Annotated in this window: 32 protein-coding genes; all 32 read right to left on the reverse strand. The window is 65.0% G+C overall.

All coding sequences use genetic code 11. The features are described from left to right. Positions 1–24: 24 nt before the first annotated feature. The 32 genes from CXY91_RS16190 to rpsL all read right to left on the reverse strand — a co-directional run bounded on the left by CXY91_RS16190 (position 25) and on the right by rpsL (position 20017). Positions 25–1041: a DNA-directed RNA polymerase subunit alpha gene (locus CXY91_RS16190; RefSeq protein ID WP_091842218.1), complete on the reverse strand. Its 1017-nt coding sequence runs from the start codon at positions 1039–1041 to the stop codon at positions 25–27. 91 nt (positions 1042–1132) lie between these two features. Then, a complete protein-coding gene (gene rpsK / locus CXY91_RS16195) occupies positions 1133–1522 on the reverse strand; it encodes a 30S ribosomal protein S11 (RefSeq protein WP_043237079.1) in 390 nt (129 codons plus the stop codon). A gap of 122 nt (positions 1523–1644) precedes the next feature. Beyond that, positions 1645–2013 (reverse strand): 30S ribosomal protein S13, encoded by a 369-nt coding sequence (gene rpsM, locus CXY91_RS16200; RefSeq protein WP_100962332.1) that lies wholly within the window; start codon positions 2011–2013, stop codon positions 1645–1647. 227 nt (positions 2014–2240) lie between these two features. After that, complete coding sequence (locus tag CXY91_RS16205) at positions 2241–3437, reverse strand: ABC transporter substrate-binding protein (protein WP_100962333.1); 1197 nt, start codon at positions 3435–3437, stop codon at positions 2241–2243. Positions 3438–3628: 191 nt separating this feature from the next. After that, on the reverse strand, positions 3629–3931 hold the full coding sequence (locus CXY91_RS16210; protein ID WP_091842230.1) for an alkylphosphonate utilization protein: 303 nt from the start codon (positions 3929–3931) through the stop codon (positions 3629–3631). A gap of 76 nt (positions 3932–4007) precedes the next feature. Then, positions 4008–4589, reverse strand: a complete 582-nt coding sequence (locus CXY91_RS16215) for an adenylate kinase (protein WP_091842232.1) — start codon at positions 4587–4589, stop codon at positions 4008–4010. Further along, a complete protein-coding gene (secY, locus tag CXY91_RS16220) occupies positions 4589–5926 on the reverse strand; it encodes a preprotein translocase subunit SecY (protein WP_091842235.1) in 1338 nt (445 codons plus the stop codon). The genes CXY91_RS16215 and secY overlap by 1 nt, the downstream gene beginning before the upstream one ends. Positions 5927–6024: 98 nt before the next feature. Next, positions 6025–6504 (reverse strand): 50S ribosomal protein L15, encoded by a 480-nt coding sequence (gene rplO / locus CXY91_RS16225; RefSeq protein ID WP_091842237.1) that lies wholly within the window; start codon positions 6502–6504, stop codon positions 6025–6027. A gap of 13 nt (positions 6505–6517) precedes the next feature. Further along, the gene (gene rpmD, locus CXY91_RS16230) at positions 6518–6712 is read right to left on the reverse strand and encodes a 50S ribosomal protein L30 (protein WP_091842304.1); all 195 of its coding nucleotides are present in this window, start codon (positions 6710–6712) and stop codon (positions 6518–6520) included. A gap of 10 nt (positions 6713–6722) precedes the next feature. After that, a complete protein-coding gene (gene rpsE / locus CXY91_RS16235; protein WP_091842240.1) occupies positions 6723–7286 on the reverse strand; it encodes a 30S ribosomal protein S5 in 564 nt (187 codons plus the stop codon). Positions 7287–7420: 134 nt separating this feature from the next. Beyond that, positions 7421–7783 (reverse strand): 50S ribosomal protein L18, encoded by a 363-nt coding sequence (gene rplR, locus CXY91_RS16240; RefSeq protein WP_100962334.1) that lies wholly within the window; start codon positions 7781–7783, stop codon positions 7421–7423. Positions 7784–7794: 11 nt separating this feature from the next. Continuing rightward, complete coding sequence (gene rplF, locus CXY91_RS16245; RefSeq protein WP_091842246.1) at positions 7795–8328, reverse strand: 50S ribosomal protein L6; 534 nt, start codon at positions 8326–8328, stop codon at positions 7795–7797. Between the two features lie 35 nt (positions 8329–8363). After that, positions 8364–8762: a 30S ribosomal protein S8 gene (gene rpsH, locus CXY91_RS16250; RefSeq protein WP_057193248.1), complete on the reverse strand. Its 399-nt coding sequence runs from the start codon at positions 8760–8762 to the stop codon at positions 8364–8366. A 12-nt stretch (positions 8763–8774) separates the two neighbouring features. Beyond that, the gene (gene rpsN, locus CXY91_RS16255) at positions 8775–9080 is read right to left on the reverse strand and encodes a 30S ribosomal protein S14 (protein WP_057193250.1); all 306 of its coding nucleotides are present in this window, start codon (positions 9078–9080) and stop codon (positions 8775–8777) included. A 36-nt stretch (positions 9081–9116) separates the two neighbouring features. Continuing rightward, a complete protein-coding gene (gene rplE / locus CXY91_RS16260; protein ID WP_091842249.1) occupies positions 9117–9683 on the reverse strand; it encodes a 50S ribosomal protein L5 in 567 nt (188 codons plus the stop codon). Next, positions 9676–9993 carry a 50S ribosomal protein L24 gene (gene rplX, locus CXY91_RS16265; protein ID WP_057193254.1) on the reverse strand — a complete coding sequence of 106 codons (318 nt, stop codon included), beginning with the start codon at positions 9991–9993 and terminating at the stop codon, positions 9676–9678. The genes rplE and rplX overlap by 8 nt, the downstream gene beginning before the upstream one ends. After that, the gene (gene rplN, locus CXY91_RS16270) at positions 9993–10361 is read right to left on the reverse strand and encodes a 50S ribosomal protein L14 (RefSeq protein WP_091842252.1); all 369 of its coding nucleotides are present in this window, start codon (positions 10359–10361) and stop codon (positions 9993–9995) included. The genes rplX and rplN overlap by 1 nt, the downstream gene beginning before the upstream one ends. Before the next feature lie 111 nt (positions 10362–10472). Continuing rightward, complete coding sequence (rpsQ, locus tag CXY91_RS16275; RefSeq protein ID WP_091842255.1) at positions 10473–10715, reverse strand: 30S ribosomal protein S17; 243 nt, start codon at positions 10713–10715, stop codon at positions 10473–10475. A gap of 13 nt (positions 10716–10728) precedes the next feature. Beyond that, positions 10729–10941, reverse strand: coding sequence for a 50S ribosomal protein L29 (gene rpmC, locus CXY91_RS16280; protein ID WP_091842257.1), 213 nt, complete (start codon positions 10939–10941; stop codon positions 10729–10731). A 10-nt stretch (positions 10942–10951) separates the two neighbouring features. After that, positions 10952–11365 (reverse strand): 50S ribosomal protein L16, encoded by a 414-nt coding sequence (gene rplP, locus CXY91_RS16285; protein WP_057193262.1) that lies wholly within the window; start codon positions 11363–11365, stop codon positions 10952–10954. Between the two features lie 18 nt (positions 11366–11383). Next, positions 11384–12100, reverse strand: a complete 717-nt coding sequence (rpsC, locus tag CXY91_RS16290; protein WP_091842260.1) for a 30S ribosomal protein S3 — start codon at positions 12098–12100, stop codon at positions 11384–11386. A gap of 10 nt (positions 12101–12110) precedes the next feature. Then, positions 12111–12494, reverse strand: a complete 384-nt coding sequence (rplV, locus tag CXY91_RS16295) for a 50S ribosomal protein L22 (protein ID WP_091842262.1) — start codon at positions 12492–12494, stop codon at positions 12111–12113. Between the two features lie 3 nt (positions 12495–12497). After that, positions 12498–12776, reverse strand: coding sequence for a 30S ribosomal protein S19 (gene rpsS / locus CXY91_RS16300; RefSeq protein ID WP_091842265.1), 279 nt, complete (start codon positions 12774–12776; stop codon positions 12498–12500). An 8-nt stretch (positions 12777–12784) separates the two neighbouring features. Further along, a complete protein-coding gene (gene rplB, locus CXY91_RS16305) occupies positions 12785–13627 on the reverse strand; it encodes a 50S ribosomal protein L2 (RefSeq protein ID WP_091842268.1) in 843 nt (280 codons plus the stop codon). A gap of 16 nt (positions 13628–13643) precedes the next feature. Then, positions 13644–13952: a 50S ribosomal protein L23 gene (locus CXY91_RS16310; RefSeq protein ID WP_091842271.1), complete on the reverse strand. Its 309-nt coding sequence runs from the start codon at positions 13950–13952 to the stop codon at positions 13644–13646. Further along, complete coding sequence (rplD, locus tag CXY91_RS16315; RefSeq protein ID WP_100962335.1) at positions 13949–14569, reverse strand: 50S ribosomal protein L4; 621 nt, start codon at positions 14567–14569, stop codon at positions 13949–13951. Before rplD ends, CXY91_RS16310 begins: the two co-directional genes overlap by 4 nt. Next, a complete protein-coding gene (gene rplC / locus CXY91_RS16320; protein WP_091842277.1) occupies positions 14569–15303 on the reverse strand; it encodes a 50S ribosomal protein L3 in 735 nt (244 codons plus the stop codon). The genes rplD and rplC overlap by 1 nt, the downstream gene beginning before the upstream one ends. A gap of 69 nt (positions 15304–15372) precedes the next feature. Further along, positions 15373–15681, reverse strand: a complete 309-nt coding sequence (gene rpsJ, locus CXY91_RS16325) for a 30S ribosomal protein S10 (RefSeq protein WP_043237115.1) — start codon at positions 15679–15681, stop codon at positions 15373–15375. Positions 15682–15747: 66 nt separating this feature from the next. Then, positions 15748–16938, reverse strand: a complete 1191-nt coding sequence (gene tuf / locus CXY91_RS16330) for an elongation factor Tu (RefSeq protein ID WP_100962336.1) — start codon at positions 16936–16938, stop codon at positions 15748–15750. 50 nt (positions 16939–16988) lie between these two features. Then, the gene (gene fusA / locus CXY91_RS16335) at positions 16989–19064 is read right to left on the reverse strand and encodes an elongation factor G (RefSeq protein WP_091843749.1); all 2076 of its coding nucleotides are present in this window, start codon (positions 19062–19064) and stop codon (positions 16989–16991) included. Between the two features lie 36 nt (positions 19065–19100). Then, complete coding sequence (gene rpsG / locus CXY91_RS16340; protein ID WP_091843752.1) at positions 19101–19571, reverse strand: 30S ribosomal protein S7; 471 nt, start codon at positions 19569–19571, stop codon at positions 19101–19103. A gap of 74 nt (positions 19572–19645) precedes the next feature. After that, the gene (gene rpsL, locus CXY91_RS16345) at positions 19646–20017 is read right to left on the reverse strand and encodes a 30S ribosomal protein S12 (protein WP_057189964.1); all 372 of its coding nucleotides are present in this window, start codon (positions 20015–20017) and stop codon (positions 19646–19648) included. Positions 20018–20309 lie beyond the last annotated feature (292 nt).

A 20309-nucleotide genomic window follows, 5' to 3' on the forward strand; every position in this document is an offset into this window, starting at 1 on the left:
CGGGACGCAGTCCCGTGCCGGGTTTCAGTAGTGCTCTTCGAAGCGCTTGGCCAGCTCTTCGATGTTCTCCGGCGGCCAGCCCTGCACGTCCATGCCGAGATGGAGGCCCATGGTGGCGAGCACTTCCTTGATCTCGTTCAGCGACTTGCGGCCGAAGTTCGGGGTGCGCAGCATCTCGCCCTCCGACTTCTGGATGAGATCGCCGATATAGACGATGTTGTCGTTCTTCAGGCAGTTCGCCGAGCGGACCGACAGTTCGAGCTCGTCGACCTTCTTGAGCAGGGCCGGGTTGAACGGCAGCTGCGGCGCGGTCGAGACGGCCTCTTCCTTGCGCGGCTCTTCGAAGGTGATGAAGACGGCGAGCTGGTCCTGCAGGATGCGGGCGGCGAGCGCCAGGGCGTCCTCGGGCGAAACCGAGCCGTTGGTCTCGATCTGCATGGTCAGCATGTCGCGGTCGAGATTCTGGCCCTCGCGGGTGTTCTCGACGCGATAGGAGACCTTCTTGACCGGCGAGTAGAGGCTGTCGACGGGGATCAGGCCGATCGGCGCGTCCTCGGGACGGTTCTGCTCGGAGGGGACATAGCCCTTGCCGGTGTTGACCGTGAACTCCATGCGGATCTCGGCCCCGTCGTCCAGCGTGCACAGCACGAGCTCGGGGTTGAGGATCGACACGTCGCCGATGGTGTTGATGTCGCCGGCGGTGACAGCGCCCGGGCCGGTCTTGCGCAGGGTCATGCGCTTGGGACCCTCGCCCTGCATCTTGATGGCGATCGCCTTGATGTTCAGGACGATATCGGTGACGTCCTCGCGCACGCCCGGGATCGAGGAGAACTCATGCAGCACGCCGTCGATCTGGACGGCGGTGACGGCGGCACCCTGGAGCGAGGAGAGCAGCACGCGACGCAGCGCATTGCCGAGCGTCATGCCGAAGCCGCGCTCGAGCGGACGCGCGATCACGGTGGCCAGACGCTTCGGGTCGTCGCCGACCTTGACTTCGAGCTTGTTAGGCTTGGACAGATCCTGCCAATTCTTGCTGATCACGACCGCACTCCTGGTGATTCAATAATGGCGGCGGCGGGCCGCCCCGTACCGGCGTCCGCCCCTGCGGACGCCGCTTCGATCCGGCTAAGGCTCAGACGCGGCGACGCTTGCGCGGCCGGCAGCCATTGTGCGGGATCGGCGTCACGTCGCGGATCGAGGTGACGGTGAAGCCGGCGGCCTGCAGCGCGCGCAGCGCCGACTCGCGGCCCGAACCCGGACCGGTGACCTCGACCTCGAGGGTGCGCATACCGTGCTCGGCAGCCTTGCGGGCAGCGTCCTCGGCGGCGACCTGGGCTGCATAGGGGGTCGACTTGCGCGAGCCCTTGAAACCCATCGTGCCGGCGGACGACCACGAGATCGTGTTGCCCTGCGCGTCGGTGATGGTGATCATGGTGTTGTTGAACGAGGCGTTCACATGCGCGACGCCGGAGACGATGTTCTTGCGTTCGCGACGACGGACGCGCTGGGCTTCCTTGGCCATAGTCTCTTTCTTCCATCCTTCAGGCGCGCCCGTGATGCCAGGCGCTGGGGATATCGCCTGCCCGCGAGCGGGTCAGGCGACGCAAAATACTGCAGCGAGCCGGTCGCCCGGCCCGCCGAAACTCACTTCTTCTTGCCGGCGATCGGCTTCGCCTTGCCCTTGCGGGTGCGGGCGTTGGTGTGGGTACGCTGGCCGCGCACCGGCAGCGAGCGGCGATGGCGCAGGCCGCGATAGCAGCCGAGGTCCATCAGGCGCTTGATGTTCATCGAGACTTCGCGGCGCAGATCGCCCTCGACGAGATAGTCGCGGTCGATCGTCTCGCGGATCTGCAGGACCTCGGCGTCGGTCAGCTGGTTGACCCGGCGCTCGGCGGCGATGCCGACCTTCTCGCAGATCTCCTTGGCCTTGTGGGCGCCGATGCCGTGAATGTACTGCAGACCGATGACGACGCGCTTGCCGGTCGGAATGTTGACGCCCGCGATACGAGCCATGGTCTTCACCTCTCCATTGCGGCCATGACGCCGGGCGCCATGACAATGACAAGAACTCCGCGTCCGGTGGAGGCCGGCCCTTGCGGAGCGTTGAATCCGGTCCACGCGAGAAAGCGACGTCGATCCTTCTTGCGAAGGCATCGGCATCGCTCAGCTGAAACCGGATGGCGCGCTGGTAGTCGGTTAAGCGCGCCCTGTCAACCCGGGCACGCTCGCCCCGGCTGCCTTTACTTCTTCACCAGCGGGCACTTGCTCTCCGACAGCGGCGCGATGATCTCGGCCGCCGGGATCTTGCGGACCACCTTGAAATAGTCCCAGGGCGCCTTCGATTCGGAGGGGCCCTTGGCCTCGACGAGCAACATGTCGTTCATCAGGCGACCGTCCTCGCGAATCCTGGCGCCGGGTGCGTAGAAGTCGTCGACAGGCAGTTCCTTCATCTTGGCCGCGACAGCAGGACCCGCCGCCGTGCCGGCCGCCTTGACCGCCTTGAGATAGTGCAGCACCGACGAGTAGACGCTCGCCTGGATCATCCCCGGCATCTTCTTCGTCCGCGCCATGTAGCGGTCGGCGAAGGCGCGGCTCGGCTTGTCGGCGTCATGGTAGTATGCAGCGGTGGTGATTAGCCCCTTGGCCTTGTCGAGGCCGAGCCCATGCACGTCGCTCAGGACCACGACCATGGCGGCGAGCTTCTGGCCACCATCGACGAGGCCGAACTCGCCGGCCTGCTTGATCGAATTGATCGTGTCGCTGCCGGCATTGGCGAAGGCGACGATCTTGGCCTTGGAGGCCTGCGCCTGCAGCAGGAAGGAGGAGAAGTCGGGCGTCGAGAGCGGCGCCCGCACGGTACCGAGTGTCTTGCCGCCATTGGCGGCGACAACCTTCTCGATGTCGGCGGTGAGCTGATGGCCGAAGGCGTAGTCGGCAGCGATGATGTACCAGCTGTCGCCGCCCTCGCGCAGGATCGACAGCGCCGTGCCCTTGGCCGAGGTCGCCGTATCGAAGGTCCACATGAAGCCGGTCGCCATGCAGTCCTCGTTGAAGAGGCGCGTCGTCGCCGGGCCGTTGTAGAGCGCGACCTTCTGCTTCTCCTTGGCGATGCCGGCTACGGCGAGCGCCACGGCCGAATTGGTCAGGTCGGCGATGGCGGTGACGCCGTCGACATCGTACCAGCGCCGCGCCAGGCCCGCGGCGACATCCGGCTTGTTCTGGTGGTCGCCCGAGACGATCTCGATCGGCTTGCCCAGCACCGAGCCGCCGAAATCCTCGATCGCGAGCTTGGCCGCCTCGACCGAGCCGAGCCCGCCGAATTCGGCGTAATTGCCCGACTGGTCGTTGAGGACGCCAATCTTGACCGCGTCCTGCGCCAGCACCGTCGAAGCCGTTGCCAGCAGCGCAGCCGCCACAAGGCAAGCAACCCGTTTCATGTCGTCCTCCCGTTTGCCGGCCGATCGGATCACCGGCGATGGCGCGTGCCACCGGCATAGGCTGCCGTCGTCCCGTGTCTTGGCCGTCATCGGCCTGGGGCGGAGTTCAGTCGGCGGGAGGAGATGTGTCAATTGCAACCGCGGCGCGCGAAATCGCGCCTGCGCCGGCGCAAATGCGCACGGCGGGCCCCTCACCGCTTGCGCACGAACTCCGTGCGCAGCACCAGTCCCTTGATGGTCTCGTGCCGACAGTCGATCTCTTCGGGATTGTCCGTCAGCCGGATCGAGCGGATCACCGTGCCCTGCTTCAGGGTCTGGTTAGCGCCCTTGACCTTGAGGTCCTTGATCAGCGTCACCGCATCGCCGTCGACCAGGATGTTGCCGGAGGCGTCGCGGACCTCGCGCTGCTGCGCCGCAGCCGCCGCCAGTTCCGAAGCCGGGCGCCACTCGCCGGTCGCCTCGTCATAGACATAGTCGTCATCGCCGTCGGCCATGGGCCCGGCTCCTTCGCCAAGAAAAAACCGCGCGGCGAAGGCCGCGCGGCATCTGAATGACCGATCAGGCTGGATATCAGCCCGCCAGCGCCTCGTCGATCGCGCTCGCGACCTGCTCGATCGGCTGCATGCCGTCGATCGGCGTCAGCTGGCCGCGCTTGTCGTAATAGGGCGCGACGATCGCGGTATCGCGGTTATAGGCTTCGAGCCGGGTCTTGAAGACCTCCGGGTCGTCGTCCTTGCGCACCGGCTGGCCGGCGGCCTTGGCCTCCTCGGCCCGGCGCACGATCCGGTCGACCAGCTTGCTCTGGTCGACGCGCAGCTCCAGGACCTTGTCGAGCTTCAGTCCCTTGCCGGCCAGCATCGAGTCGAGTGCCTCGGCCTGCGCCAGCGTGCGCGGGAAGCCGTCGAGGATGAAGCCCTTCCTGGCGTCGGCTTCCTCGATGCGGTCGGCGACGATGCCGATGACGATCTCGTCCGAGACGAGCCCGCCGGCATCCATCACCGCCTTGGCCTTGAGGCCGACCGGCGTGCCGGCGGCGACTGCCGCGCGGAGCATGTCGCCGGTGGAGAGCTGCGGAATGCCGTGCTTTGCGACGATCCGTGTCGCCTGAGTGCCTTTGCCCGCCCCCGGCGGCCCCAGGAAAATCAGCCTCATCAGCGCCTTGCCCCCCTCAACTTCGCTTTCTTGACCAGCCCCTCATATTGATGGGCCAGGAGATGACCATGGACCTGAGCCACCGTGTCCATGGTCGTCGTCACCACGATCAGCAGCGAGGTGCCGCCGAGCAGGATGATCGGAATCTGGGCATAGGTGATCATGAACTCCGGGATCAAGCAGACGATAGTCAAATAGGCGGCGCCGAGCACGGTGATGCGCGTCAGCACCCGGTCGATATGTTCGGCGGTGCGCTCGCCCGGGCGGATGCCGGGCATGAACCCGCCATGCTTCTTGAGGTTGTCCGCCGTCTCGACCGGATTGAACACGATCGCGGTGTAGAAGAAGCAGAAGAAGATGATCAGCGCCGCATAGAGGAACATGAACAGCGGCCGGCCATGCGCGAGGTAGGTCGCCATCGTCGCCAGGATGCCGGTGCCGCCCGAAGCCTGCGAGAAGCTGGCGATCGTGGTCGGCAGCAGCAGCAGCGACGACGCGAAGATCGGCGGGATCACGCCGGCGGTGTTGAGCTTCAGCGGCAGGAACGAGGTCTGGCCCTCATACATCCGGTTGCCGACCTGGCGCTTGGGATAGTTGATCAGCAGGCGGCGCTGGGCGCGCTCAACGAAGACCACGAAGGCGATGACGCAGACCGCCATCACCATGACGAGCAGCAGCAGGCCGGTCGAGATGGCGCCCTGGCGGCCGAGCTCGAGCGTCTGCGCCAGCTGGGCCGGGAATTCGGCGATGATGCCGGCGAAAATGATCATCGAGGTGCCGTTGCCGATGCCGCGGCTGGTGATCTGCTCGCCGAGCCAGAGCAGGAACATGGTGCCGCCGACCAGCGTGATGGTGGTCGAGATCAGGAAGAACGGCCCGGGTTCGAGCACGAGATTGCCCGAGCCCTGAAGACCAACGCCGATGCCCCAGGCCTGGAACAGCGCCAGCACCAGCGTCAGATAGCGCGTGTACTGGTTGAGAATCTTGCGGCCCGCCTCGCCCTCCTTCTTCAGCGCCTCGAAGGTCGGGACGACGCTGGAGAGCAGCTGGATGATGATCGAGGCCGAGATGTACGGCATGATCGCCAGCGCGAAGATCGCGAGCCGGCCGACCGCGCCGCCGGAGAACATGTTGAACAGGCCGAGCACGCCCGACTGGGTCTGCTTGAACAGGTCGGCGACCGCATCCGGGTTCATGCCGGGCAGCGGGATATAGGTGCCGAGCCGGTAGACGATCAGCGCCCCCAGCGTGAACCAGATCCGCTTCTTCAGCTCGTCGGCCTTGGCCAGCGCGCCGAAGTTCAGGTTTGCCGCAAGCTGTTCAGCCGCCGATGCCATGCGTCCGGTCCTTGGGTGATTCTCTGGTCTAGACAGTCGAACGGCGGCCAAGGCTTCGGGCCCGGCCGCCGCTCGCGTTAGTCATGTAAGCGTGGAAGTCACGCCTGTGAAGCGGCAGCCGCCAGGATCTTGACCGTGCCGCCGGCCTTCTCGATCGCCTCGACGGCCGACTTCGACGCACCGGCCACCTCGAAGGCGAGCTTCGCCTTGAGTTCGCCGACGCCGAGGATCTTGACGCCGTCCTTGGCCTGCCGGGTGATGACGCCGGCGGCGACCAGCGCCTCGACCGTCACCGCACCCTTGGCATCGAGCTTCCCGGCTTCGACCGCCTGCTGGATGCGCCCGAGGTTGACCTCGTTCAGATCCTTGGAGAACAGGTTGTGGAAGCCGCGCTTCGGCAGGCGCCGATAGAGCGGCATCTGGCCGCCTTCGAAGCCCTTGACCGCCACGCCGGCGCGAGCCTTCTGGCCCTTGACGCCACGTCCGCCGGTCTTGCCCTTGCCGGAGCCGATGCCACGGCCGACGCGGATGCGCGACTTGGTCGCGCCTTCGTTGTCACGAATGTCTGTGAGTTTCATGGGTTCGCCCTCCTCACTTCGCGTCGACGACGCGGACGAGGTGCTTGACCTTCTCGACCATGCCACGCGCAGCCGGCGTGTCCTGCAGGGTCGATTGGCGGCGGATCTTGTTCAGGCCGAGACCGATCAGGGTCTGGCGCTGCGAGGCGTCGCGGCGGATCGGCGAACCGATCTGCTCGACGGTGAAGGTCTTCTCAGCCTTTGCCATCGAACCCTCCTCACGCGTCCGCGCCGGCATCCGCGCCGGCATCGCGGCGGCGGGTCTGCAGGGCCGAAACCTTGAGCGAGCGACGCGCGGCGACGCTGCGCGGCGAATCCTCGTTCTTCAGCGCATCGAAGGTGGCGCGCACGAGGTTGTAGGGGTTCGAAGAGCCGAGCGACTTCGAAACCACGTCCTGCATGCCGACCGCCTCGAAGACGGCGCGCATCGGGCCGCCGGCGATGATGCCGGTACCGGCCGGGGCAGCGCGCAGGATGACCTTCCCGGCGCCGTGACGGCCGTGGACGTCATGGTGCAGCGTGCGGCCATCGCGCAGCGGGACGCGGACGAGGCCACGCTTGGCGGCTTCCGTCGCCTTGCGGATCGCCTCGGGCACTTCACGGGCCTTGCCGTGGCCGAAGCCGACGCGGCCCTTCTGGTCGCCGACGACGACGAGGGCAGCGAAGCCGAAGCGACGGCCGCCCTTCACCACCTTGGCGACGCGGTTGATGTGGACCAGGCGGTCCACGAATTCAGAATCACGCTCTTCGCGGTTCTGACGGTCACGAGGTTCTCTCGCCATATCTTCCTCTTACTTGCGCGGACGGTACCGATCGTGGCCCGCCGCTCGCTCGAGCGCTCCGGAATGGAGCGACTTTCCAAATGCGATATGCGGGAAGCCCGTGAGGCCTCCCGCATCCCGCGATAGTCAACCGATCAGAACCTCAGCCCGCCTTCGCGAGCGGCCTCGGCCAGCGCCTTGACGCGGCCATGGTACATATAGGCGCCACGGTCGAACACGACCTCCTTGACGCCGGCCTTGATGGCGCGCTCGGCAAGGATCTTGCCGATCTGCGCCGCGGCCTCGACATTCGCACCCGACTTGATGTCGGCGCGGATGTCCTTGTCGAGCGACGAAGCCGAAGCGAGCGTCAGCCCCTTGGTGTCGTCGATGACCTGCGCATAGATCTGCTTGCCGGTGCGGTGCACCGACAGGCGGGCGCGGCCATTGGCCACTTTCTTGATCGCGCGGCGGACGCGGGCCTTGCGGCGCGCAGTCGCAACTGTCTGCTTGCTCATGGCTGCCGTCCTTACTTCTTCTTGCCTTCCTTGCGGAAGATGAACTCGCCGGCGTACTTGACGCCCTTGCCCTTGTAGGGCTCGGGACCGCGATAATCGCGGATCTCGGCGGCGGTCTGGCCGACGACCTGCTTGTCGATGCCGGAGATCACGATCTCGGTCGGCTTCGGCGTGACGATCGCGACCCCGGCCGGGATCGGATAGTCGATGTCGTGGCTGTAGCCGAGCGAGAGCTTGAGCACCTTGCCGGCGACCGCGGCCTTGTAGCCGACGCCGTTGATCTCGAGCTTCTTCTCGAATCCGGCCGTCGTACCGACGACCAGGTTGTTGATGCGGGCGCGCGAGGTGCCCCAGAGCGCGCGGGCGCGCTTGGTCTGCGAGCGCGGCTGGACGGCGATGGCGCCGTTCTCCAGTGCGACCGAAACCTCTTCGGGAACCTCGAAGGACAGTTCGCCCTTCGAGCCCTTGATCTTGACCAGCTGGCCCGAGACGTTGGCGGTGACGCCAGCGGGGACCGGAACGGGCTTCTTACCGATACGAGACATTGGATCTCTCCTGATGAGCAGCTGTGCGCGAAAGGTCAGAAGACCTTGCAGAGCACTTCGCCGCCCACGTTCTGCTCGCGGGCAAGGTGATCGGACATCACGCCGCGGGGCGTGGAGACGATGGTGACGCCGAGGCCGTCGGCCACGCGAGGCATGGTCTCGACCGAGGAGTAGACGCGACGGCCGGGCTTCGACACGCGCGAGATCGACCGGATGACCGGCTGTCCCTCGTGGTACTTCAGCTCGATGTCGAACTCGGTGCGGCCGTTGCCGAACTCGGTGGTCGAATAGCCGCGGATGTAGCCTTCCGACTGCAGCACGTCCAGAACGCGGGCGCGCAGCTTCGAGCCCGGGGTGGAAACGCGCGACTTGCGCCGCATCTGCGCATTGCGGATGCGGGTCAGCATATCGCCAAGCGGATCGATGATCGCCATGATGCTACCTCCTCACCAGCTCGACTTGACGAGGCCGGGAACCAGCCCCTTGTTGCCGAGCTCGCGCAAAGCAACGCGCGACATCTTCAACTTGCGATAGAAAGCGCGCGGGCGGCCGGTGACTTCGCAACGGTTGCGCACGCGGATGCCGGCGGAATTGCGCGGCAGTTCGGCCAGCTTCAGGCGAGCGAGGAAGCGCTCGTCCATCGACTGGTTCTCGTCATTAGCGATCGCGAGAAGACGCGCACGACGGCCCGCGAATTTCTTCACGAGCGCCTTGCGGCGGTTGTTGTTCTCGACGGAGCTTTTCTTAGCCATCGATATCTCCTGGTTTCCGCGTATGAGCCCGAAGGCTCACTGCCGGAACGGGAAGTTGAAGTGCTTGAGCAGAGCGCGTGCCTCGTCGTCCGACTTCGCAGTCGTGCAGACGATCACGTCCATGCCCCAGACCTGGTCGACCTTGTCGTAGTTGATCTCGGGGAACACGATGTGCTCCTTGATCCCGAGCGCGAAATTGCCGCGCCCGTCGAACGACTTCGGGTTGAGGCCACGGAAGTCGCGCACGCGCGGCAGAGCAATGGTGACGAGCCGATCGACGAACTCGAACATCTTGGTCTTGCGCAGCGTGACCTTGGCACCCACCGCCATGTTCTCGCGCAGCTTGAAGCCGGCGATGGCGAGGCGGGACTTGGTGATGACCGGCTTCTGGCCGGCGATCATGGCGAGGTCGCCGGCGGCGTTGTCGACCTTCTTGCGGTCGGCCGTGGCTTCGCCCACGCCCATGTTGATGACGACCTTCTCGAGGGTCGGCACTTCCATGACGTTCTTGTAGCCGAACTCGGCGATCATCGCGGGACGGACGACGTCCTCGTAATGCTTCTTCAAACGCGGCGAGAGAGCCGCCTGCTGATTGTCAGCCATCGATCAGATCCCCCGAACGCTTGGCGAAACGAACCTTGCGGCCGTCATCGAGCACCTTGAAACCGACGCGGGTCGGCTTGCCGTCCTTCGGATCGGCGACGGCCAGGTTCGACAGGTCGATCGTGGCTTCCTTGCTGATGATGCCGCCCTCGGACTGGGCGGTCGCCTTGGTGTGCTTCTTCACCAGGTTCACGCCGCGCACGACGGCGCGGGCGTCCTTCGGCAGGACCTGGAGCACTTCGCCGTTCTTGCCCTTGTCGCGGCCGGCGAGCACGACGACCTTGTCGCCCTTTTTGATTTTCGCAGCCATCACAGCACCTCGGGAGCGAGCGAAATGATCTTCATGTGGTTCTTGGCGCGCAGCTCGCGCGGAACCGGTCCGAAGATGCGGGTGCCCACCGGCTCCTTCTGGTTGTTGATCAGCACGGCCGCATTGCGGTCGAAGCGGATCACCGAACCATCGGCGCGCTTGATGTCCTTGGCGGTGCGCACGACGATCGCCTTCATGACGTCGCCCTTCTTCACGCGGCCGCGCGGGATGGCTTCCTTGATCGAAACCACAATGATGTCGCCGATGCGGGCATAGCGCCGCTTCGAGCCGCCGAGAACCTTGATGCACATCACGCGGCGGGCACCGGAATTGTCGGCGACCTCGAGATTCGTCTGCACCTGGATCATGGCCTTGATCCTTCCATTCCATATCAGCGCGGTTTCCGGACAAAGGCGGATTGCCTAAGCCCGGACTACGACTGACGGGGGTCGATCGCCCCCTGGCCTCAATGATTCGACTTACGCCTTGGGAGCGTTGTCGAGCACAACCCAGCTTTTCAGCTTGGAAATCGGCTTCGACTCCTCGATCCAGACCGAGTCACCGACCTTGAACGATCCCGCCTCGTCATGGGCGTGATAGTTCTTCGAACGGCGCACCGTCTTCTTGAGGAGCGGGTGCGTATAACGCCGCTCGACCTTGACCACAACAGTTTTGTTTTGCTTGTCGCTAACGACGACGCCCTGCAGCACGCGCTTCGGCATGGTCCCCTACTCCTCAGGCGCTCACTGCCGCGGTCTTCGACCGCTGCAGTGTCTTGATGCGGGCGATCTCCTTGCGCACCAGGGTGACCCGAGCGGTATTCTCGAGCTGGCCGGTGGCGCGCTGGAAACGCAGGTTGAACTGCTCCTTCTTGAGCTTGAGAAGCTCGTCCTGGAGCTGGTCCGCGCTCATCACTTTGAGATCGGACAGGCGTTGAGTCGATTTCATCTCGCCCTCCTTACTCGGCGATGCGCTGGATGAAGCGGGTCTTGATCGGCAGCTTGGCGGCGCCCAGACGGAGCGCCTCGCGGGCGATATCCTCCGGCACGCCGTCGAGCTCGAACATGATCCGGCCAGGCTTGACCTTGGCCGCCCAGAACTCGGGCGAGCCCTTGCCCTTACCCATGCGGACTTCGGTCGGCTTCTTCGAGACCGGCACGTCCGGGAAGATCCGGATCCAGACTCGACCCGCGCGCTTCATGGCGCGGGTGATGGCACGACGGGCCGCCTCGATCTGGCGGGCCGTGACGCGCTCCGGCTCCTGGGCCTTCAGGCCGAACTGGCCGAAGTTGAGGTCCGTACCGCCCTTGGCGACGCCGGAAATGCGTCCCTTGAACTGCTTACGGAACTTAGTGCGCTTTGGTTGCAGCATGGCTCTTCTCGATCAGCCTTACGCAGCCTGCTCGCGACGTTCGCGGCGCTCACCACCGGAGCGGCCGCCCTCGTCCGAGAGGCGCTTGTCCTGGGCCATCGGGTCGTGTTCGAGGATCTCGCCCTTGAAGATCCAGACCTTGATCCCGCACGTGCCATAGGTCGTGAAGGCAGTGGCGACGCCGTAGTCGACGTCGGCGCGCAGCGTATGCAGCGGCACGCGGCCCTCGCGATACCATTCGAGGCGCGCGATTTCCGCGCCGCCGAGACGGCCCGAGCAGTTGATGCGGATGCCCTCGGCACCGAGACGCATCGCCGACTGCACGGCGCGCTTCATGGCGCGACGGAAGGCGACGCGGCGCTCGAGCTGCTGCGCGATCGAGTCGGCGACCAGGGTCGCGTCGATCTCGGGCTTGCGCACCTCGACGATGTTGATCGTCACGTCGGCGTTCGTCAGCTTCGCGACCGTCTTGCGCAGCTTCTCGATGTCGGCACCCTTCTTGCCGATCACCACGCCCGGACGAGCCGAGTGGATGGTGACGCGGCACTTCTTGTGCGGACGCTCGATGATGATCTTCGAGACGGCGGCCTGCTTCAGCAGCTTCATCAGGGCGGCGCGGATGGCCATGTCCTCATGAAGCAGCTTGCCGTACTCGCCCTTGGCGGCGAACCAGCGCGAATCCCAGGTCCGGTTGATGCCGAGACGAAGGCCGATCGGATTGATTTTCTGACCCATCGTTCTCTCCTCAGGCCTTCGCAGCCTGAACTTCGCGCACCACGATCGTGATGTTGGCGAAGGGCTTCATGATGCGGGCGCCACGGCCGCGAGCGCGGGCATGGAAGCGCTTCATGACCAGCGCCTTGCCGACGAAAGCCTGGGACACGACCAGATCGTCGACGTCGAGATCATGGTTGTTCTCGGCGTTGGCGATCGCGCTCTGCAGGCACTTGCGCACATCGGTCGAGATCCGCTTGCGCGAGAACTCGAGGTCGGCGAGCGCGGTCGAGACCTTCTTGCCGCGGATGAGCTGGGCGAGAAGGTTCAGCTTCTGCGGGGAGACGCGCAGGTTGCGCGCCACCGCCTTGGCCTCGTTCTCGGGCAGCGCACGGGGGGCGGAGGGCTTACCCATGGCTTACTTCCTCTTCGCCTTCTTGTCGGCAGCGTGGCCGGGGAAGGTGCGCGTCGGCGAGAACTCGCCGAACTTGTGGCCCACCATCTCCTCGGAGACGTTCACCGGCACATGCTTGTGGCCGTTGTAGACGCCGAACGTCAGACCGACGAACTGCGGGAGGATCGTGGAGCGGCGGCTCCAGATCTTGATGACTTCCGACCGGCTCGCCGAACGGGCGACCTCGGCCTTCTTCAGGAGGTATCCGTCGACGAACGGACCTTTCCAAAGCGAACGCGCCATGACGGACCTCAGTTCTTCTTCTTGCGGGCGTGACGGCTCGACACGATGAACGTATCGGTCCGCTTGTTCGAGCGGGTCTTCTTGCCCTTGGTCGGCAGACCCCAGGGCGTGACCGGATGACGGCCGCCCGAGGTGCGGCCTTCGCCGCCGCCGTGCGGATGGTCGACCGGGTTCATCGAGACACCACGGTTGTGCGGACGACGACCCAGCCAGCGCGAGCGCCCGGCCTTGCCGTCATTCCGGTTCATGTGGTCGGGGTTCGAGACCGCGCCCACCGTCGCATAGCACAGGCCGCTGATCAGGCGCTGCTCGCCCGAGTTCAGGCGGACGATGACGTAGCCCTGGTCGCGACCGACGATCTGGGCGTAGTTGCCCGCCGAACGCGCCAGCGCACCGCCCTTGCCGATCTTGAGCTCGACATTGTGGACGATCGTGCCGATCGGCAGCGTGCCCATCGGGGCCGCGTTGCCGGGCTTCACGTCGACGCTGTCGCCGGCGATGACGCTGTCGCCGACCGCCAGGCGCTGCGGCGCCAGGATGTAGGCGAGCTCGCCGTCCTGATACTTGATCAGCGCGATGAAGGCCGAGCGGTTCGGATCATACTCGATCCGCTCCACGGCAGCCGGGATGCCGGCCTTGCCGCGACGCTTGAAATCGATCAGGCGCAGCGTGCGCTTGTGACCACCGCCGCGGAAGCGGACGGTGATGCGGCCGAGATTGTTGCGGCCGCCCGAGGACGACTTGCCCTCGGTCAGCACCTTGACCGGCTTGCCCTTGTAGAGCTCGCTGCGGTCGACGATCACGAGCTGGCGAAGGCTCGGCGTGATCGGCTTGAAACTCTTCAAAGCCATGATGACGATCCTTCCCTCAAAGCCCAGTGGTCACGTCGATGGAGTGACCTTCCTCGAGGGTCACGACCGCCTTCTTGACGTCCGAGCGCTGGCCGAGACGGCCCCGGAAGACCTTCATCTTGCCCTCGGTGACCATCGTGTTGACGCTGATCACCTTGACGTCGAACAGCTTCTCGATCGCCGCCTTGATCTGCGGCTTGGTCGCGGTCTTCGCGACCTTGAAGACGACCTTGTTGTGCTCGGAGAGCATGGTCGCCTTTTCGGTGATGACCGGGCCACGGATGACGTCGTAGTGGCGCGGATCCAGGTTCTTGGACTGGCTCATTTGAAGCGCGCCTCCAGCGCATCGACAGCCGAGCGCGTCAGCACGAGCTTGTCGCGACGCAGGATGTCATAGACGTTGATGCCCTGAACCGGCAGGACGTCGACATTCGGGATCGAACGCGCCGCCAGGCCGAAATTCACATCGATCTCGGCGCCGCCGATCACCAGTGCGCTCGACAGGTCCAGCTTGCCGAAATGGCCGAGCAGGGTCTTGGTCTTCGGCTCGGCGAGCTTGACGTCGTCGATGATGATCAGGCCGGCGTCCTTGGCCTTGGCCGAGAGCGCATGGCGCAGAGCGAGCGCCTTGACCTTCTTGGGCAGGTCATGGGCGTGGTCGCGCACGACCGGACCGAAGGCCTTGCCGCCGCCGCGGAACTGCGGAGCCGAAGCTGCACCGTGACGAGCGCCGCCGGTGCCCTTCTGCTTGTAGATCTTCTTGCGGGTGCGGTCGACTTCCGACCGGCCCTTCGACTTGTGCGTGCCGGCGCGGCGCTTGGCGAGCTGGTAGCGCACCATGCGGGCGAGCAGGTCGGCGCGCGGCTCAAGGCCGAAGATCGCGTCGGACAGCTCGAGCGAGCCGGCATTGCCGCCTTCAAGAGTGACGATATCGAGTTTCATCACACGTTCTCCTCAGCCTGGGCCGCAGGAGCCTCGACACTCTCGGCCTTGCCCTCGCCGGAGACCTTGAACTTGCCCGGCAGGGGCGCGTCCTTCGGCAGCGAGCGCTTGACCGCGTCGCGGACATGGATCCAGCCGCCGGCAACGCCGGGGACGGCGCCCTCGACCAGGATCAGACCGCGCTCGGCGTCCGTCTGGACGACGCGCAGGTTCTGCGTGGTGACGCGCTCGGCACCCAGATGGCCCGGCATCTTCTTGTTCTTGAAGGTCTTGCCCGGGTCCTGACGGCCACCGGTCGAACCGATCGAACGATGCGAGACCGAGACGCCGTGCGTGGCGCGCAGACCGCCGAAGTTCCAGCGCTTCATGCCGCCGGCGAAGCCCTTACCGGTGGTCGTGCCCGACACGTCGACGAACTGGCCGACGACGAAGTGGTCGGCGGTCAGCTCGGCGCCGACCGGAATCAACGCGTCGTCGCTGACGCGGAACTCGACCAGCTTCTGCTTCGGCTCGACCTTGGCAACGGCGAAATGGCCGCGCTGCGCCTTCGAGACGTTCTTGACCTTGGCACGGCCCGTCCCGAGCTGCACGGCGACATAGCCGTTCTTGTCCTTCGTGCGGTGCGCGACAACCTGGCAGTTGTCGAGCTTCAGCACGGTGACCGGGATGTGCTCGCCGGCATCGGTGAAGATGCGGGTCATCCCGACTTTCTGTGCAATCACACCGGAACGCATCGGTGCATACCTTCCTTTGGGGTCATGTCCATCCGGGGGCACCGGAAACAGAGGACCCGTTTAATCGGATCAGAGCTTGATTTCGACGTCGACGCCGGCGGCGAGATCGAGCTTCATGAGGGCGTCGACCGTCTGCGGGGTCGGATCGACGATATCGAGAACCCGCTTGTGGGTCCGCATCTCGAACTGCTCGCGCGACTTCTTGTCGATGTGGGGCGAGCGGTTGACGGTGAACTTCTCGATCAGGGTCGGCAGCGGAATCGGGCCGCGGACCTGAGCGCCGGTGCGCTTGGCGGTCGAGACGATCTCGCGCGTCGACGCATCGAGGATACGATGGTCGAACGCCTTGAGGCGGATCCGGATATTCTGACCGTTCATGGTCGTGTTATCTCCGTGACGTGAAAAGACGAAAGCCCCGAAGGGCTTCCGCCCTCAGATCAGCCGTTACGCGATGATCGAAGCGACGACGCCTGCGCCGACGGTGCGTCCGCCTTCGCGGATGGCGAAGCGCAGCTTCTCTTCCATCGCGATCGGGACGATCAGGTGGACTTCCATGGTGATGTTGTCACCAGGCATCACCATCTCGGTGCCCTCGGGCAGGTGCACCACGCCGGTCACGTCCGTCGTGCGGAAGTAGAACTGCGGGCGGTAGTTGGTGAAGAACGGGGTGTGGCGCCCGCCCTCCTCCTTGGTCAGGATGTAGGCCTCGGCCTTGAACTTCGTGTGCGGCTTCACCGAGCCCGGCTTGCACAGGATCTGGCCGCGCTCGACGTCCTCGCGCTTGGTGCCGCGCAGCAGCGCGCCGATGTTGTCGCCCGCCTGGCCCTGGTCAAGCAGCTTGCGGAACATCTCGACGCCGGTCACCGTCGTCTTCACCGTGTCCTTCAGCCCGACGATCTCGATTTCCTCGCCGACCTTGACGATGCCGCGCTCGACGCGGCCGGTCACAACCGTGCCGCGGCCCGAGATCGAGAACACGTCCTCGACCGGCATCAGGAACGGCTGGTCGATCGGGCGCTCAGGCTGCGGGATGTAGTCGTCGACCGTCTTCATCAGCGCGATCACCGCGTCATGGCCGATCTCAGGGGTGACGCCGTCCAGCGCCGCCTTGGCCGAGCCCTTGGTGATCGGGATGTCGTCGCCCGGGAAGTCGTACTTCGACAGAAGCTCGCGGATCTCCATCTCGACCAGCTCGAGCAGCTCGGCGTCGTCGACCAGATCCACCTTGTTCATGAACACCACCAGCGCGGGAACGCCGACCTGGCGCGCCAGCAGGATGTGCTCGCGGGTCTGCGGCATCGGGCCGTCGGCAGCCGACACAACCAGGATCGCGCCGTCCATCTGCGCCGCGCCCGTGATCATGTTCTTCACATAGTCGGCGTGCCCGGGGCAGTCGACGTGCGCATAGTGACGAGCCGGCGTCTCGTACTCGACGTGAGCCGTCGAGATCGTGATGCCGCGCGCCTTCTCCTCGGGCGCCTTGTCGATCTGGTCATACGCCGTGAACGACGCGCCGCCAGACTCGGCCAGAACCTTCGTGATCGCAGCCGTCAACGACGTCTTGCCATGGTCGACGTGACCAATCGTTCCAATGTTGCAGTGCGGCTTCGTCCGAGCAAACTTCTCTTTGGCCATGTCAGCCTCCGTCAGATCTTCTCAAGTGTTCCGTGTAATGCGTTGTTCGATCAGGCGTATTTGGCCTGAACCTCGGCAGCCACCGCGGACGGCACCTGCTCGTAATGGTCGAACTGCATCGTGTAGTTGGCGCGGCCCTGGCTGAACGAACGCAGCTGGTTCACATAGCCGAACATGTTCGCCAGCGGCACCATCGCGTTGATGACGACCGCGTTGCCGCGCATGTCCTGGCCCTGGATCTGGCCGCGCCGGGAGTTCAGGTCACCGATGACCGAGCCGGTGTAGTCTTCAGGCGTCACCACCTCGACCTTCATGATCGGCTCGAGCAGGACCGAGCCGCCCTTCTGCAGGCCTTCGCGCAGCGCAGCGCGAGAGGCGATTTCGAAGGCCAGGGCCGAGGAGTCGACTTCGTGGAAGGCACCGTCGATCAGCGTGACCTTGACGTCGACGACCGGGAAGCCGGCGAGCACGCCGGAGCCGATGACCGAGTTGAGGCCCTTCTCGACGCCGGGAATGTACTCCTTCGGCACCGCGCCGCCGACGACCTTCGACTCGAACTCGAAGCCCTTGCCGGTCTCGTTCGGCTCGATGACGAGCTTGACGCGGGCGAACTGGCCCGTGCCGCCGGTCTGCTTCTTGTGGGTGTAGTCGATCTCGGCCTTCTTGGTCAGCGTCTCGCGATACGCAACCTGCGGCGCGCCGATATTGGCGTCGACCTTGTAGGTCCGGCGCAGGATGTCGACCTTGATGTCGAGATGCAGCTCGCCCATGCCCTTGAGAATGGTCTGGCCGCTTTCCTGGTCGGTCGAGACGCGGAAGGACGGATCCTCGTTCGCGAGCTTCGACAGGGCGAGGCCCAGCTTCTCCTGGTCGGCCTTGGACTTCGGCTCGATCGCGATCGTGATGACCGGCTCGGGGAACTCCATGCGCTCGAGGATCACGGCGTGGGCCGGATCGCACAGCGTGTCGCCGGTGCGGACGTCCTTGAGGCCGGCCAGGGCGACGATGTCGCCGGCGAAAGCCTCCTTGATGTCCTCGCGGTTGTTCGCGTGCATCAGCAGCATGCGGCCGACACGCTCTTTCTTGTCGCGCGTCGAGTTGATGACGCCCTGGCCGGCCTCGACCTTGCCGGAATAGACGCGGCAGAAGGTGATGGTGCCGACGAAGGGGTCGTCCATGATCTTGAAGGCGAGCATGGCGAAGGGATCCTCGTCCGTCGGGTGACGAACGGTCTCTTCTTCAGTCTTGAAGTCGATGCCCTTGATGTCGCCGCGATCGACCGGCGACGGCAGGAAGTCGACGACGGCGTCGAGCAGCGGCTGAACGCCCTTGTTCTTGAAGGCCGAGCCGCAAAGAACCGGGTGGAAGGCGCGGCGCTGCACGGCGGTCCGCACCAGGCGGCGCAGCGTGGCAGCATCGGGCTCGGTCCCGTCGAGATAGGCTTCCATCGCCGCATCGTCCATCTCGACGGCGGCTTCGACCAGCTTCGAGCGATACTCGACAGCCTTGTCGGCGAGATCGGCGGGGATCTCCTGCTCTTCGAACGAAGCGCCGAGCGCCTCGCCGTTCCAGACGATCGCCTTCATCTTGATGAGGTCGATGACGCCGGCGAAATTCGACTCCGAACCGATCGGAAGCTGCAGGCAGACGGGCTTGCCGGCGACGCGGTCGATGATGTCCTGGACGCAGCGATAGAAATCGGCGCCGATCTTGTCCATCTTGTTGACGAAGACGACGCGCGGGACGTCGTACTTGTCGGCCTGGCGCCAAACCGTCTCGGTCTGGGGCTCGACGCCCTGGTTGCCGTCGAGCACGCAGACGGCGCCGTCGAGCACGCGCAGCGAACGCTCGACCTCGATGGTGAAGTCGACGTGGCCGGGGGTGTCGATGATGTTCAGGCGGTGATCCCGCCACAGGCAGGTCGTCGCGGCGGAGGTGATCGTGATGCCACGCTCCTGCTCCTGCGTCATCCAGTCCATGGTGGCGGCGCCGTCATGGACTTCGCCGATCTTGTGGCTCTTGCCGGTGTAGAACAGGATGCGCTCGGTCGTCGTCGTCTTGCCGGCATCAATGTGGGCCATGATGCCGAAGTTACGATAGCGATCGATGGGATGAGAACGGGGCATGGAGATGCTCTGTCTTTCCGGGTCCGAACGGACGAATTACCAGCGGTAGTGCGAGAAGGCGCGGTTGGCTTCCGCCATCCGGTGCGTGTCTTCGCGCTTCTTGACGGCGTTGCCACGGTTGTTGGCAGCATCCATCAGCTCGGCCGAAAGGCGCTCGACCATGGTGCGGTCGTTGCGGCCGCGGGCGGCGGCGATGAGCCAGCGGATGGCGAGCGCCTGGCGGCGCTCGGTGCGAACCTCGACCGGGACCTGATAGGTCGCGCCGCCGACGCGGCGGGAACGGACCTCGATCGCCGGGGCGACGTTCTCGAGCGCGGTCTTGAAGACGGCGAGCGGATCGCTCTTCAGCTTGCCTTCGATGATCTCGAAGGCGCCGTAGACGATGCCTTCGGCAGTCGACTTCTTGCCCTCGTACATGACCGAGTTCATGAACTTGGTCACGATCACGTCGCCGAACTTGGCGTCCGGGATGATCTCGCGCTTTTCGGCACTGTGGCGGCGGGACATCGTCTAGTCTCCGGTCAAATCTCAAAAGCTGCGAACCGGCTGAGGCATCTTGCCCCGCCGGTCGGGCAGGAAAATTACTTCGGACGCTTGGCGCCGTACTTCGAACGGCGCTGCTTGCGGTTCTTGACGCCCTGCGTGTCGAGCACGCCGCGCAGGATGTGGTAGCGCACGCCGGGAAGGTCCTTGACGCGACCGCCACGGATCATGACGACCGAGTGCTCCTGAAGGTTGTGGCCTTCACCCGGAATGTAGCCGATGACCTCGAAGCCGTTGGTCAGGCGCACCTTGGCGACCTTGCGGAGCGCCGAGTTCGGCTTCTTCGGGGTCGTCGTATAGACACGCGTGCAGACGCCGCGCTTCTGCGGGCAATTCTCGAGCGCCGGAGCAGTGTTACGCGCCTTGACCGGCGAACGCGGCTTGCGGATCAGCTGGCTGATTGTCGGCATTTAAGGCCTCTCGCTCCCTTGAGCGCTAGATGAATTTCGTGTCCATTCCGGCGCCGCAAGAGGCCATGACCAAACGAAGCCGCGCCATCGGCGCCCATTTACGGGGCCTCAGGCGCGTTCGCCATGCAGAGGAACACGGAACGAGCCCGCATTCATGCGTCCTGCCATGTCGTCGTTAGACGCTGGAATTCCGATGGAGTTTCGGTCGCGAACCTCGCTTGCAACAAAGGCAAGCGACAAACGTGTCCGACAGCCATCGACAGTGGCGCGCTTATGACTCAGGTAAGGATTC

The sequence above is a fragment of the Allobosea sp. FBZP-16 genome (genome assembly GCF_002831785.1).
Lineage (GTDB): Bacteria > Pseudomonadota > Alphaproteobacteria > Rhizobiales > Beijerinckiaceae > Allobosea > Allobosea lupini.

Excerpts from the sequence above, each read along its gene's own strand:
- rpsQ (WP_091842255.1), bottom strand. The coding sequence starts at position 10,715 with ATGCCGAAGCGCGTGCTGCAGGGCGTCGTCGTTAGCGACAAGCAAAAC.
- rplR (WP_100962334.1), bottom strand. The coding sequence starts at position 7,783 with ATGAGCAAGCAGACAGTTGCGACTGCGCGCCGCAAGGCCCGCGTCCGC.
- CXY91_RS16215 (WP_091842232.1), bottom strand. The coding sequence starts at position 4,589 with ATGAGGCTGATTTTCCTGGGGCCGCCGGGGGCGGGCAAAGGCACTCAG.
- rplN (WP_091842252.1), bottom strand. The coding sequence starts at position 10,361 with ATGATCCAGGTGCAGACGAATCTCGAGGTCGCCGACAATTCCGGTGCC.
- rpsJ (WP_043237115.1), bottom strand. The coding sequence starts at position 15,681 with ATGAACGGTCAGAATATCCGGATCCGCCTCAAGGCGTTCGACCATCGT.
- rpsH (WP_057193248.1), bottom strand. The coding sequence starts at position 8,762 with ATGGCGATCATCGATCCGCTTGGCGATATGCTGACCCGCATCCGCAAT.
- rplF (WP_091842246.1), bottom strand. The coding sequence starts at position 8,328 with ATGTCTCGTATCGGTAAGAAGCCCGTTCCGGTCCCCGCTGGCGTCACC.
- rpsC (WP_091842260.1), bottom strand. The coding sequence starts at position 12,100 with ATGGGTCAGAAAATCAATCCGATCGGCCTTCGTCTCGGCATCAACCGG.
- rplE (WP_091842249.1), bottom strand. The coding sequence starts at position 9,683 with ATGGCTGACAATCAGCAGGCGGCTCTCTCGCCGCGTTTGAAGAAGCAT.
- rpsK (WP_043237079.1), bottom strand. The coding sequence starts at position 1,522 with ATGGCCAAGGAAGCCCAGCGCGTCCGTCGTCGCGAACGCAAGAACATC.
- rplX (WP_057193254.1), bottom strand. The coding sequence starts at position 9,993 with ATGGCTGCGAAAATCAAAAAGGGCGACAAGGTCGTCGTGCTCGCCGGC.
- rpsE (WP_091842240.1), bottom strand. The coding sequence starts at position 7,286 with ATGGCGAGAGAACCTCGTGACCGTCAGAACCGCGAAGAGCGTGATTCT.
- rpmD (WP_091842304.1), bottom strand. The coding sequence starts at position 6,712 with ATGGCAAAGGCTGAGAAGACCTTCACCGTCGAGCAGATCGGTTCGCCG.
- rpmC (WP_091842257.1), bottom strand. The coding sequence starts at position 10,941 with ATGAAATCGACTCAACGCCTGTCCGATCTCAAAGTGATGAGCGCGGAC.
- rpsN (WP_057193250.1), bottom strand. The coding sequence starts at position 9,080 with ATGGCTAAGAAAAGCTCCGTCGAGAACAACAACCGCCGCAAGGCGCTC.
- fusA (WP_091843749.1), bottom strand. The coding sequence starts at position 19,064 with ATGCCCCGTTCTCATCCCATCGATCGCTATCGTAACTTCGGCATCATG.
- CXY91_RS16310 (WP_091842271.1), bottom strand. The coding sequence starts at position 13,952 with ATGAGCCAGTCCAAGAACCTGGATCCGCGCCACTACGACGTCATCCGT.
- rplC (WP_091842277.1), bottom strand. The coding sequence starts at position 15,303 with ATGCGTTCCGGTGTGATTGCACAGAAAGTCGGGATGACCCGCATCTTC.
- rplB (WP_091842268.1), bottom strand. The coding sequence starts at position 13,627 with ATGGCTTTGAAGAGTTTCAAGCCGATCACGCCGAGCCTTCGCCAGCTC.
- rplO (WP_091842237.1), bottom strand. The coding sequence starts at position 6,504 with ATGAAACTCACAGACATTCGTGACAACGAAGGCGCGACCAAGTCGCGC.
- rplV (WP_091842262.1), bottom strand. The coding sequence starts at position 12,494 with ATGGGTAAGCCCTCCGCCCCCCGTGCGCTGCCCGAGAACGAGGCCAAG.
- CXY91_RS16210 (WP_091842230.1), bottom strand. The coding sequence starts at position 3,931 with ATGGCCGACGGCGATGACGACTATGTCTATGACGAGGCGACCGGCGAG.
- secY (WP_091842235.1), bottom strand. The coding sequence starts at position 5,926 with ATGGCATCGGCGGCTGAACAGCTTGCGGCAAACCTGAACTTCGGCGCG.
- rpsS (WP_091842265.1), bottom strand. The coding sequence starts at position 12,776 with ATGGCGCGTTCGCTTTGGAAAGGTCCGTTCGTCGACGGATACCTCCTG.
- rplP (WP_057193262.1), bottom strand. The coding sequence starts at position 11,365 with ATGCTGCAACCAAAGCGCACTAAGTTCCGTAAGCAGTTCAAGGGACGC.
- tuf (WP_100962336.1), bottom strand. The coding sequence starts at position 16,938 with ATGGCCAAAGAGAAGTTTGCTCGGACGAAGCCGCACTGCAACATTGGA.
- rpsM (WP_100962332.1), bottom strand. The coding sequence starts at position 2,013 with ATGGCTCGTATCGCGGGCGTCAACATTCCGACCGGCAAGCGCGTCGTC.
- rplD (WP_100962335.1), bottom strand. The coding sequence starts at position 14,569 with ATGAAACTCGATATCGTCACTCTTGAAGGCGGCAATGCCGGCTCGCTC.
- rpsL (WP_057189964.1), bottom strand. The coding sequence starts at position 20,017 with ATGCCGACAATCAGCCAGCTGATCCGCAAGCCGCGTTCGCCGGTCAAG.
- rpsG (WP_091843752.1), bottom strand. The coding sequence starts at position 19,571 with ATGTCCCGCCGCCACAGTGCCGAAAAGCGCGAGATCATCCCGGACGCC.
- CXY91_RS16205 (WP_100962333.1), bottom strand. The coding sequence starts at position 3,437 with ATGAAACGGGTTGCTTGCCTTGTGGCGGCTGCGCTGCTGGCAACGGCT.